The 11,813-nt window shown below is 71.8% G+C and carries 8 protein-coding genes; 1 reads left to right on the top strand and 7 read right to left on the bottom strand.

What is annotated here, in order from left to right; translation table 11 throughout:
* Positions 1-2 precede the first annotated feature (2 nt).
* Genes glmS through BW982_RS03120 form a run of 3 tightly spaced genes read right to left on the bottom strand, consistent with a single transcriptional unit; the run spans position 3 to position 4,191 of the window.
* Positions 3-1,805: a glutamine--fructose-6-phosphate transaminase (isomerizing) gene (gene glmS, locus BW982_RS03130; protein WP_076490612.1), complete on the bottom strand. Its 1,803-nt coding sequence runs from the start codon at positions 1,803-1,805 to the stop codon at positions 3-5.
* Positions 1,805-2,863 carry an NAD-dependent epimerase/dehydratase family protein gene (locus tag BW982_RS03125; RefSeq protein ID WP_254845511.1) on the bottom strand — a complete coding sequence of 353 codons (1,059 nt, stop codon included), beginning with the start codon at positions 2,861-2,863 and terminating at the stop codon, positions 1,805-1,807. The genes glmS and BW982_RS03125 overlap by 1 nt, the downstream gene beginning before the upstream one ends.
* The gene (locus BW982_RS03120) at positions 2,860-4,191 is read right to left on the bottom strand and encodes a nucleotide sugar dehydrogenase (RefSeq protein WP_083696489.1); all 1,332 of its coding nucleotides are present in this window, start codon (positions 4,189-4,191) and stop codon (positions 2,860-2,862) included. The genes BW982_RS03125 and BW982_RS03120 overlap by 4 nt, the downstream gene beginning before the upstream one ends.
* A 283-nt stretch (positions 4,192-4,474) precedes the next feature.
* Between BW982_RS03120 and BW982_RS03115 the strand changes: the two genes are divergently transcribed.
* Positions 4,475-5,863 (top strand): glycosyltransferase family 2 protein, encoded by a 1,389-nt coding sequence (locus BW982_RS03115; protein ID WP_076490611.1) that lies wholly within the window; start codon positions 4,475-4,477, stop codon positions 5,861-5,863.
* Here BW982_RS03115 and BW982_RS03110 read toward each other — a convergent pair.
* From BW982_RS03110 to zwf, 4 genes are all read right to left on the bottom strand, one after another.
* The gene (locus tag BW982_RS03110; RefSeq protein ID WP_076490610.1) at positions 5,816-8,344 is read right to left on the bottom strand and encodes a helix-turn-helix transcriptional regulator; all 2,529 of its coding nucleotides are present in this window, start codon (positions 8,342-8,344) and stop codon (positions 5,816-5,818) included. The genes BW982_RS03115 and BW982_RS03110 overlap by 48 nt on opposite strands.
* Before the next feature lie 186 nt (positions 8,345-8,530).
* Positions 8,531-9,322 carry a 6-phosphogluconolactonase gene (gene pgl / locus BW982_RS03105; RefSeq protein WP_076490609.1) on the bottom strand — a complete coding sequence of 264 codons (792 nt, stop codon included), beginning with the start codon at positions 9,320-9,322 and terminating at the stop codon, positions 8,531-8,533.
* On the bottom strand, positions 9,319-10,266 hold the full coding sequence (locus BW982_RS03100) for a glucose-6-phosphate dehydrogenase assembly protein OpcA (protein ID WP_076490608.1): 948 nt from the start codon (positions 10,264-10,266) through the stop codon (positions 9,319-9,321). Before BW982_RS03100 ends, pgl begins: the two co-directional genes overlap by 4 nt.
* Positions 10,263-11,813 (bottom strand): glucose-6-phosphate dehydrogenase, encoded by a 1,551-nt coding sequence (gene zwf, locus BW982_RS03095; RefSeq protein ID WP_076490607.1) that lies wholly within the window; start codon positions 11,811-11,813, stop codon positions 10,263-10,265. The genes BW982_RS03100 and zwf overlap by 4 nt, the downstream gene beginning before the upstream one ends.

Here is an 11,813-nt window from a genome sequence, read left to right as displayed (position 1 = left end):
CGTCATGCGACGGTCACCGACTTGGCGAGATTGCGGGGCTTGTCGACGTTCCGCTGGAGACGCAGCGCCAGTTCCCGCGCGAACAGCTGCAACGGCACGACCGTCTCCAACGGACCCCACGACGGACCGGTGCGCGGCAGGTGCAGAGGAAGCCCACCGACCCGCAGCGCCCGTTCGCCGACGCGGATCACACGCCCACCGCGCGCCTGCACCTCGGCGATGTCCACGTCCAGACGCGGATCGCCGTCGTCGACGACGAACACCGGGGTGCCGGCATCCACCAGGGCCAGGGGCCCGTGCTTCAACTCGCCCGCGGCGTGGTGCTCCGCCCAGCGGTAGGAGAGCTCCTTGAGCTTCAACGCGCCCTCGGCGGCGTACACGAGTCCCGCACCGCGCCCGAGGAACAGGAACCCGGATGCGGTGACCAGGTCGCCCGCCAGCTCGGCGGCCCGATCCCGCCAGGCGTGCAGGGCGCCCGAGAGGGCGTCCGGCGTCGCGGCCAGAGCGGTGAGGTCGGCGTCGAGCGCGGCGGCATCCGCACGCCCCGACCCGGACAGTCCCGACAGCGCCACGCAGGCGCCGGTCAGCACCTGCGCGATGAACGTCTTCGTCGCCGCGACACCGATCTCGGGCCCCGCGAGGCAATCGATCACGGCGTCCGACCGGCGGGCGAGCGACGACGCGGCGTTGTTGGTGAGTGCGAGCACCGTGCCGTGACCGGTGGGCAGGCCGTCCAGTGCGCGCAGGACGTCGGCGGTCTCACCGGACTGGCTCATCGCGACGACGAGGGTGCGCGGTTCCCACACCTCGTGCGCGGCCTCACTCGCGGTGAGCGCGCGCGTGGGGATGTGCCCCACTCGCGCGAACACGCCGGCGAGCGCCCGACCGGCGTGCAGGGACGTGCCGCAGCCGAGGACCGCCACGCGGTCGATGCCGTCCAGCGACGGAAGGCCCAGACGGTCCCACAGGACCCCGTCGCGGACACTCGGGGCCAGCGCGTCGAGCACACGACGGGCGACGACGGGTTGCTCGTCGATCTCGTTGCCCATGTGATCGTTGTGCCGTCCGCTGCTGGCGAGGAGCGCGATGTCGGGCACCGGCCAGAGCCCGCGGGGACGCTCGCTTCCCCCCGAGCGGTGCCAGTGCGCGCCGCCCGCGTCGATGTCGACGACGTCGTCGTCCTCCAGGACGCGGAAGGCGGAGACGAACGGGGCCACCGCACCGACGTCGCTGGCGAGATACACCCCGTCGCCGCCGTCGGCGAGGATCAGCGGAGATCCGTGAGCGGTCCCGGCCAGCGCGCCGGTGCGGGTGTCCAGGGCCACGACCGCCCACGATCCCACCAGGTGGGTGGCGGCGTCGGCGAGCGCGGCACCCAGGTCCATGCCCACGCTCACGGCCTCCTCGAGCAGATGGACGATGACCTCGGTGTCGACGTCGGTCGCGAGACGGTGGCCGGCCGAGCGCAGGCGTTTCCGGAGGTCGCCGGCGTTCTCGACGATCCCGTTGTGGACCACGTACAGGCGGCCTCCGCAGTCTTCCAGGGGGTGCGCGTTGCGCTCGCTCACGCCGCCGTGGGTGGCCCACCGGGTGTGGCCGATCGCGGCCGTCGTGGCATCCGTTTCCGGCTCGACGGCGTCGGCGAGCGCGGCGACGCCGTCGAGCGTCCGCACGTGCATCGCCGTTCCGTCGGGTCGGCGGGCGGCGATGCCCGCGGAGTCGTATCCGCGGTACTCCAGCCGCGCGAGCGCGACCTGGGCGTGGCTCGCCGCGGACGGACCTCGGAACGCGGTGATGCCGCACATCAGAGCACCCCGCGGAACGAACCGGCCAGAGGCATGGCGTCGGACGCGAGGCGCTCGCGGGCGAGCAGGTCGGCGGCGACCCGCAGGATGGTCGTGGTGAGCGAGGTCTGGGGTTCGTACCCGACGAGATCGTTGGCCTTGGTGTTGTCGGGCACCCGCCGCCGCATGTCCTCGAAACCGGGCGCGTAGGCCTGGTCGTAGGGGATGAGCTCGATCTCGCTCCGGCTGTCGAGGGTGCGGATGATCTCGTGGGCGAGGTCGAGGATCGAGATCTCGCGGGCACCGCCGAGGTTGTACGCCTGCCCGCGGGCCCGCGGGTCGCGTTCGATGCGCACCATCGCGGGGACGACGTCCTCCACCGCCGAGAAGCAGCGTGTCTGGTGCCCGTCCCCGAACACGGTCAGCGGGTGCCCCCGGAGGGCCTGGCCCACGAGGTTGGGGAACACCATCCCGTAGCGACCGGTCTGCCGCGGACCGACGGTGTTGAACAGTCGCACGATCGCGACGTCGAGCCCCTCCTGATCGCAGTAGGCCTTCGCGAACGCCTCGTCGATGCCCTTGGCGCCGGCGTACGTCCACCGGGAGAGGAGAGGGTCGCCGAGGATGCGGTCGGAGTCCTCGCGCAGGCGATCGGCAGTGTTCTTGCCGTAGACCTCGCTCGTGGACACCAGGAGCACCGACGCCTGCCGTTCGATCGCCGCGGTGAGGACGTTCTCGGTTCCGTGGATGTTGATCCGCAGGCCGCGCAGCGGCTGCTCGACGATGAGCTTCACGCCGACCGCGGCGGCGAGGTGGAACACGCGGTCGCAGGACTCCATGGCCTGGCCCACCGTCTTGGTGTTGAGGATGGAGCCGTGGATCATCTGCAGGCGCGGATTGTCGGCCGCGCCGGCCAGGTTCCGCGCCGACCCGGTCGAGAGGTCGTCGAGGACGATGACCTCGTCGCCCTGCGCCAGCAGGTGCTCGACGAGGTGGCTGCCGACGAAACCGGCGCCACCGGTCACCAGCGTGCGGTGGGCCGTGTGGTCGACGGACGGGTAGATCGGGACGCCGCTCACAGCAGCACCCGCCCGGCGATGTCCGAGCTGCGGTAGGTCCCGTCCAGCACGACGGCCTCGCCGTCGAGCCAGTTCAGGTCGCAGTCGTGGTGGCGGGTGTGGACCAGGACGACGTCGGGGTGGAAGCCCGCGGGGTCCGCGAGCGAGTCCCGCTCACGCCCGGAGTCGAGATGGATGTGCGGGGCGTGCGTGTCCACGTATTGCACCTCCGCACCGGCGTCGAGGAGTCCGTCGATGATCTCGAGGGCGGGGGACTCCCGGAGGTCGGCGACGTCGGGCTTGTACGTCACCCCGACGATGAGGACGCGGGCGCCGAGCGTGCCCTTCCCGGCGCGTCCGAGGACGTCGCGGACGCGGTCGACCACGCGCCGTGGCCGCGCCGCGATGCGCGTCATCGCCTCCGTGATCACCCCGGCATCCACGTGCAGGGCCTTCAGCTGCCACAGCAGGTAGTGGGGGTCGCAGGGGATGCAGTGTCCGCCCACGCCCGGCCCGGGGTAGAAGGCCATGAATCCGTAGGGCTTGGTGCTGGCGGCTTCGATCACCTCGGTCACCGGGACGTCGAGCGCCCCGCAGATGTCGGCGAACTCGTTGGCGAGGGCGATATTGACCGCGCGGAAGGTGTTCTCGAGCAGCTTCGTCATCTCGGCCGTCGCCAGGCTCGAGACGGGGTGGACGCGTGCCGCGTACCGCGACAGCAGGCGCACGCCCTCCTCCTGACACCGGGCCGTGGCGCCGCCGACCACGCGGGGCACCACCTCCTGAGCGAAGCCGACGTTGCCGGGATCGATCCGCTCGGCGCTGAAGGTGACGAACACGTCACGCCCGACGTCCAGTCCCCGCTCGCGGAGCGGTTGTTCGACGAGGTCGTGCGTGCAGCCGACGTACGTCGTGGAGGTGAGCATGATCAGTTGTCCGGGGCGGGCCGCGGCGACGACGGTGGCGCACGCGGCCCGCAGGGGGGCGAGATCGGGGACCTGCTGGTGGTCGACGGGAGTGGGGACGCACACGATGATCGCGGCGGCACGGGTCAGCTCCGAGGCGTCGCTGGTGAGACGGAACTCCCGCGGAGTGCGCAGGGCCGCCTCGAGACGCTCCCGGTCGGAATCGATCAGATCGGCGCCGCGGGCGGCGATGATGCGGAGCCGTCGGGGCGACGCGTCGACCGCCAGGACGCGGGAGCCGCTCGCCCGGTAGGCCAGTGCTGTGGGAAGCCCCACGTACCCCAATCCCACGATCGCGACATCGAAGTCGAACGGTGGGGGAGCGGCCGGCTCCGTCGCGGTCCGCAGCAGCGGCGCGGTGGAACGAACATCGAGTGTGGACATCGTCATCCTCCAGGGGGGTCCCGCGGCAGGCGGCGATGTGCCGCGTGCGGGACGTTCGGGTGTTCCGGGGCGGGGCATCCGAACGAGTGTCGGTGCTGATCCGCGGCCCACCTTCCGCCGCCCCACGAGAAGCGGTCAAGCGATCGCGTCCGATCCTGCGGGATGCCGCGCCCCGCAGGCCGGTGTGCGGGAACCCGCAAGTGCGCTTGCGGGCCGTGCGGATCCCGGGGGAGCCGAGAGCGCGTACGGTCGTGCTCGACCCGACTCCGGACGAAGGGATGCCATGACCCTCGCGCTCGCCCTCCTCGTCGCCGTGTGCACGATCGGGATCTCCACCCTGGTGTGGGGCACCGTCGCTGTGGGCCGACTCGCTCACGAGCGCCGCCCGCGCTCCGCGCTCCTCACCCCGTCGATGTACTTCCGGCCCGCGGAGGTGGCGGTCCTCATCGCGGCGCACGACGAGGAGCTCGTCATCGCCGACGCCGTGCGCGCGGCCCGCGCCCTCGTGCCCGCGCGAAACGTGTTCGTGGTGTCCGACGGGTCGCGGGATGCGACGGTGGAGCGGGCCCGCGACGCCGGGGCCGTCGCGTGGGACCTCTTCCCCAACCGCGGCAAGGCCGGCGCGATCCGGGCGGGCCTCGACCGCTTCCGCATCCCCGAGCGGTTCCCCCTCCTGCTCCTTCTGGATGCCGATTCCCGCCCCCGTCCGGACTACCTGCGCACGGGGCTGCCCCTGTTCACCGACCCGCAGGTGGTCGCGGTAGCGGGACGCGCGACGACCGCCGCCGACGCCCCGGCGACCCGCGCGGGCCGCCTGCTGACCTCCTACCGGGAACGCACGTACGTGTGCACTCAGTACCTCCACAAGTTCGGCCAGGCCGCGCGCGCCGCCGACGCGGTCGCCATCGTCCCGGGCTTCGCGAGCCTGTATCGCACGGACGTGCTGGACCGGATCGACATCGACGCCCCGGGCCTGTCGATCGAGGACTTCAACATGACCTTCGAGGTGCACGCCAAACGGCTCGGCCGGATCGCGTTCCACCCCGAGTGCGCGATCGCCGAGACCCAGGATCCTGCCGTGCTCCGCGACTACTCGGCACAGATGCGCCGCTGGAGCCTCGGGTTCTGGCAGACGGTCCGGCGGCACGGCATCCGCCCCGGGCTGTTCTGGACCTCGGTGGGGGTCTTCGCGGCGGAGACCGTCGTCGCCAGCCTGGTGATCGCCGCGGTCATCCCCGCGCTCCTCCTGGGGGCGCTCGCCGCCCTGACCGGTCAGGTGCTGAGGGGAACGGCGGCGAGTGTCGCCGACGGCGTGGCGACGGCCATCCCCGCGGGACCGCTGCTGCTGGGCTTCCTGCTGGTGGACACCGCGATGACCGTCTTCCTGTGCGCGGTGACCCGACGGATGCCGCGGCCGTCCATGCTGCTCTTCCCCCTGCTGCGCGTCTGGGACGCCCTGCTGTGCCTGCGCGCGCTGGCGGCGGCCCTCGGGCGCCCGTCCGACGGACGGTGGAAGAGCCCGGACCGCCGACCCGCCGCCGGCGGTGGCACCGTGCTCACGGCGGAGCCCGTGGCATCCCTGCCCGCGGCGCCTGCGCCCTCGCCCTCGCGCTCGCCCGCGGCGTCAGGCCGAGGCCTCGCCGTGCAGGTGCGCGACGAGCTGAGCGCGTGAATCGACACCGAGCTTGCGGTACACGCGTGTGAGCCGCAGTTCCACGGAGCGCAGGGAGATGAACAGCGTCGAAGCGATCTCCCGATTGCGCAGACCCCGTTGGACGAGCGTGACCACCTCCTGCTCGTCGGGCGTGAGGACCGCGTCGGTGCGCGCGTCGGGCCGGAGCGTGCGCAGGACGCGATACTCCTCCGCGGGGACGCACCGATCGCGCGCCGCACGCAGGCGCGCGTACTCGTGGGGCGAATCGTCCGTGCGGTGCATCGCCTCCGCCATGTCGAACGCGAGACGCCCCTCCCGGCTCGACCGGCACACCGCGCGGGACCGGGCCACCGCCAGCGTCGTCCACCGGCGGGGATGCGACGCGAGAGCGAGCTCCAACCGCGTCAACTCGGAACGCGCCTCGACGACGCGATCGCTCAGCCACAGCGCCTCGATCAGATCCGCATCCGTGCGCAGCAACGCCGGATCGTCCCCCCGTCCGGCCGAGTGCGCGGCCCGCAGGCTGCTGATCGCGTCGTCGTATCGGCCCTCCGCCAGGGCCAGGCTCCCTTCGATCGCCGCGAAGAAGGGGAGGAGGGCGGGCGTCCCCTCCCGTCGACTGAGTTCCCGGCCCTGCCGCACGAGCTCCCGCGCCGTCGGGTCCGCCGGATCGATCGCCGCCGCCCGCGCCAGCAGCAGGGTGCGGGCGGCATCCGGTCCGCGTCCGGGAAGCCACTCGCGTCGCCACGTCGCCACCGCCTGTCGCGCCGCGACGGGATCGCCGCTGCGCACCTCGGCGGCGACGACGATGCGGAGAAGGCGCTCGCGCCACATCGGTGCGGGGCGCGGTGTGCCGGTGAGCAGCGTCTCGGTGACGCGACGGACCTCGGCGTAACGTTCCTCGAGGAGAAGCGCGGCCACCGCGAGGCTCGCGACCTCGATCGGGGCGTCCGGGCCCCACCCGGCCGTGAGATCGGCGGTGTCCGCGAGGCCGGCGGGCACCTCCATCCCCATCGCCCGCAGGACCCGCGCGAGCAGCCGGGTCTCGTCGGACACCGCTCCCCGCTCGACGACGGAAGCGAGACACTCGACCGCCTGGTCCAGCTCGCCGCGCGACATGTGGAGACGCGCACTCTCGCACAGGAGGCGTTCCGTCGCGACGGCGTCGTCCTCCCACTCGACGGTGACGGGGAGGGCGTCGCTGACGACGTGGTCGAGACGGGCGCCCGCTCGGAGCGTCGCGATCGCCGCCTGCACGCGCACATCCGCCGCGGCCGTGTCCACGGCGCGGCCGAGGAAGTGTTGACCGAGCAGATCGTGTCCGTTCAGGACGAGCGCATCGCCGAGCTCGACCAGCCCGCGATCCCGCTGGACCTGGTCCAGGTCTCCGGCCAGCGCGCGCTCGGCGAACTCGATCGCGGCGAACGTGTCGCCCGCACGGGCCAGGTCCACCGCCGCCGCGAGGAGCGGGAGGCGATCGCCCGTGGGGTCGAGGAAGCTGGCATGCCAGAGGAACGTCGCCGGATCCAGCCGCCGATGGTCGCTCGCGGCGCGGACGTGGAGCCGGCGCCGATCCTCGGGGGACAGCGCGGCGTGATGACGCAGGCGCAGAGCGGGATCGGAGACGCGGGCGAGGTCGCCGTGCACACTCACGAGCCCGCGGTCGACGAGCTCGTCCAACTCGACGTCGATCTCGGCCGCCGCGGTCCGGAGACCGTCGTACGCGTACAGGGGCCCCGTGGAGAGGAGATCGAGCACCGCCGACACCCGCGGATTCTCCGAACCTCGCGGAGCAGTGCGCTGACGCCGCGCCGCGGGGCGGACCACGCGCAGCGGCACCGGGAGCGGGTCTTCGCCGGCCGCCTCGCCGGGGGTCAGTTGAACGCGCGCGATCACTCCCGGGTCCCCGCCCGTCCAGGCGGCGACGATATGCGTCACAGCCGGGCTCGCGGCACCACCGATCGTCGCGCGGGCCAGCTCGACCGACTCGTCGAACGACAGGCGCTCGACGGGGGCATGGGTCATGCCCGCGAGATCGTGGCGTCCCTCCGGCGTGCGCGCGGTCGCGATCACGCTCACCCCCGTTCCGCGCAGGCGGGCGCACACGAACGCCAGGATGCTGAGACTCGCCCCGTCCATCTCGTCCAGGTCGTCGATGACGACCACACGGGGCTCGTCCTGGACGAGGTGGAGCGTGCGGCTGATCTCCTCGGCGAGCAGGTGCTCCGGCCAATCCCGCCCCCGGGCCAGCACCCCGTCGAGGGCCCCGTTCCGAGAGCCCGCCAGGCCCGCGGCGAAGGCGGAGACGCCGGACAGCGGCCACATGCGTTCGCTCGGGCTCACCGCGACGACCGCGGTGTCGTACCGGAGGGCGATCTCCCTGACGAGAGCGGTCTTACCGACTCCGGTGTCGCCGACGAACAGGCAGGCGGCCCCTTCGCGCGTGCCGATGATCGCCTCGGCGACCTGGATCTCCCGCTCACGCCCAACGAATAGCATCCGAACGCTCCCAACCGCGTCGGTGGACGAGGCGGTCGGCGATTCACCGCTTCGTCCTGGATGCCCCCAGACCGCCACTGTATGCAGCGCTCCCGGACGATGACAAGAGGAAGATTTCCCCGTTGACACCGAAGGGGCCACGTGCGTCGCACGTGACCCCCTCGGATTCCCGACAGAAATCCTGCGTCAGTACTCCCGGTCGATGAGCTGCGGGGGAACCTGATCCGCGGCCGCCTCGTCCACGAAGAAGGCCGTGCGACGGCGTCCTTTCGCGCCGGCGGCGGGCACGCTCTGGTAGCTCGCGCCCGCGAGCGCGAGACCGAGAGCGGCGGCCTTGTCGGCGCCGGCGATCACCATCCAGACACGCTTGGACGAGTTGATCACGGGACGGGTGAGCGACACCCGCTCGGGCGGCGGCTTCGGGGAGTCGCGCACCGGCACCGTCGCCCGGTCGGTCACCGAGATCTCGGCGCGATCGGGGAACAGCGACGCGATGTGCGCGTCCGGACCCACGCCCAGGAAGCAGATGTCGAAAGACGGCCACGGGCCCGTCTCGCTGCGGTCGGCGGGGGCGAACTGCGCCAGCTCATCGGCGTAGGCGATCGCCGCGGCATCCAGATCGAGACCGTCGTCGGTCGAGGCCACCGCGTGGATGTTCTCGGCGGGGACGTCCAGGGCGTCCAGCAGCGCGGCGCGCGCCTGCCGGTCGTTGCGGTCGTCCGACTCGCGGCTCACGAACCGTTCGTCGCCGAACCAGAAGTGCACCAGCGACCAGTCGATCTCGGCCACGCGGGGATCCCGGGCCGCGGAGCGCAGGACCGCGCCGCCCATCGTCCCGCCGGTGAGGCAGATGTGCATGCGCTTGCCTTCGGCGACGCGCTTCACGATCCGGTTGACGAAACGCGTCGCGACGTAGTCCGCGAGGGTCTCGGCATCCTTCTTGATGATGACGCGCTTGGCCGAACCGTTCTCCGTCATCGCGTGCTCCGCTCGTCGAGGGTGCCGAGGAGTTCGGTGCACTGGGTCAGGACCCGGCCGTAGAGGACATCGGGGTCGAGGCGACGCAGCTCCTCCGCGAGGCACTCGCGGAGAGTCCGGCGCGGGAAGTCCAGTTCGTGCGTCGGTTGCCCGGGCTGCGTGAGCACAGCCACACCCGGGACGGGACGCTCCAGCAGCGTCTCGCCACTCGCACGGGTCAGCCGCACCGACTTGATGCCCCCGGACCATTCGTCTGCGGGCAGGTAGGTGTACGCCACCGGTGCCTCGAGCTTCAGCCCCAGCCAGGCCGCGAGCAGCGCGGTGGAGGGGGAGTCGCCGGAGCCCGCGACCTCGATCGAGGTCACCGGCTCGTAGGGCGGCTGGTCGAGGACGGCCGCGAGCTGCTCGCGCCAGCGCGTGACGCGGGTCCATGCGAAGTCGGTGTCACCGGGCGCGTAGTGCTCGCCGAGATGCGCGACCCACGCGGTGGGGTCGGGCTGCGACGAGGCGTCCGTGATGCGCCGCTGGGCGATCCGGCCGATCTCCGAGAGGGACGGGTCGGTCGGCGCCTCGGCGGGCCACCAGGCCACGACGGGGGCGTCGGGGAGCAGAAGGCCGGTGACCAGGCTCTCGGCGTTCGACGCGGCCGCCCCGTGAGCGCGCAGCACGACGACTTCGCTCGCACCGGCGTCGCCGCCCACGCGGATCTCCGCGTCGAGGCGCGGCTCCTCGTCCTCATCGCCGAACAGCACGGCGATGACGCGCATCGGGTGCTCCCGCGACGCGTCGTTCGCGGCCTCGATGACCTCTTCCTCGGCGCCGTGATGCGTCACGATGATGAGGGTCAGCACGCGCCCGAGGGCGACCGCGCCGCCCTCTTCGCGGACGCTGACGAGCTTCTTCGAGATCGCGCTGACGGTGGTGTCGGGCAGGTCGATGATCACGGACGCCTCCAGGTGCGGCCATCGCGGGCGAGGAGTTCGTCGGCGGAAGCCGGCCCCCACGACCCGGGAGAGTACTGTTCGAGCGGTCCCCCCTCGGCGGCCCAGAACTCCTCGATGGGGTCGAGGATCTTCCAGCTGAGCTCGACCTCCTCGTGCCGCGGGAACAGCGGCGGATCGCCGAGCAGCACGTCGAGGATCAGGCGTTCGTACGCCTCGGGGCTGGCCTCGGTGAAGGCGTGGCCGTAGCCGAAGTCCATCGTGACGTCGCGCACCTGCGTGCCGTCGCCGGGGACCTTCGAGCCGAAGCGGATCGTGACGCCCTCGTCGGGCTGGACGCGGATGACCAGGGCGTTCTGCCCCAGCTCCTGCGTCTGGCTGCGCGAGAACAGCTGCTGCGGCGCACGTTTGAACACCACGGCCACTTCGGTGACGCGACGGCCGAGGCGCTTGCCGCTGCGCACGTAGAACGGCACACCCGACCACCGGCGCGTGTTGATCTCGAGCTTGATGGCGGCGTAGGTCTCGGTGACCGACTCCGGGTTCATGCCGTCTTCCTCGAGGAAGCCGAGCACCTTCTCGCCGCCCTGCCACCCGCCGGCGTACTGCCCGCGCGCCGTCGCCTCGGCGAGGTTCTCGGGCAGGCGGACCGCGGCGAGCACCTTCTCCTTCTCGGCGCGGAGATCCGCGGCGTTGAAGCTGATGGGCTCCTCCATCGCCGTGAGGGCGAGGAGCTGCAGGAGGTGGTTCTGGATGACGTCGCGGGCGGCGCCGATGCCGTCGTAGTAGCCGGCACGACCCCCCACCCCGATGTCCTCCGCCATCGTGATCTGCACGTGGTCGACGTAGTTGCGGTTCCAGATGGGTTCGTACAACTCGTTCGCGAAACGCAGCGCGAGGATATTCTGCACGGTCTCTTTGCCGAGGTAGTGGTCGATCCGGAAGATCGAGTCGGCGGGGAACGCGCTCTCCACCACCTCGTTCAGCTCCCGCGCCGAGGCCAGGTCGTGGCCGAACGGCTTCTCGATGACGACGCGACGCCACCCCGTGGTCTTCTGGTCCCCTTCGCCGACGAGGCCGGAGGCCTTGAGCTGCGTGGTGACGAGGGGGAACGCCTTCGGCGGGATCGAGAGGTAGTAGGCGTGGTTGCCCATCGTGCCCCGCTCGACGTCGAGCTTGTCGACGGTCTCGCGAAGACGTCGGAACGCCTCGGGATCATCGAACTCGCCCTGGACGAAGCGGATGCCTTCGAGCAGCTCCTGCCAGGTCTCCTCGCGGAATTCGGTCCGGGCGTACTGCTTGACCGACTCGTGAACGACCTTCGCGAAGTCCTGATCCTCCCAGTCGCGCCGGGCGAAACCCACGAGCGCGAATCCGGGCGGCAGTAGACCGCGGTTGGCGAGGTCGTACACCGCCGGCATGAGCTTCTTGCGCGACAGGTCTCCCGTCACGCCGAAGATCACCAGGGCGCTCGGACCCGCGATGCGATTGAGCCGGCGATCCTCGGGATCGCGGAGGGGATTGTGACCGGGTGAGATCTCTACGACCAT

It is taken from the genome of Microbacterium sp. RURRCA19A, assembly GCF_900156455.1.
Taxonomy (GTDB): domain Bacteria; phylum Actinomycetota; class Actinomycetes; order Actinomycetales; family Microbacteriaceae; genus Microbacterium.
The sequence above is the reverse complement of the archived record's forward strand: the minus strand, read 5'-3'. Positions and strand labels throughout refer to the sequence as shown.

Coding starts and splice junctions, on each gene's coding strand:
- glmS (WP_076490612.1), bottom strand. CDS start 1,805: ATGTGCGGCATCACCGCGTTCCGAGGTCCGTCCGCGGCGAGCCACGCC.
- BW982_RS03120 (WP_083696489.1), bottom strand. CDS start 4,191: ATGTCCACACTCGATGTTCGTTCCACCGCGCCGCTGCTGCGGACCGCG.
- BW982_RS03115 (WP_076490611.1), top strand. CDS start 4,475: ATGACCCTCGCGCTCGCCCTCCTCGTCGCCGTGTGCACGATCGGGATC.
- BW982_RS03110 (WP_076490610.1), bottom strand. CDS start 8,344: ATGCTATTCGTTGGGCGTGAGCGGGAGATCCAGGTCGCCGAGGCGATC.
- pgl (WP_076490609.1), bottom strand. CDS start 9,322: ATGACGGAGAACGGTTCGGCCAAGCGCGTCATCATCAAGAAGGATGCC.
- zwf (WP_076490607.1), bottom strand. CDS start 11,813: ATGGTCGTAGAGATCTCACCCGGTCACAATCCCCTCCGCGATCCCGAG.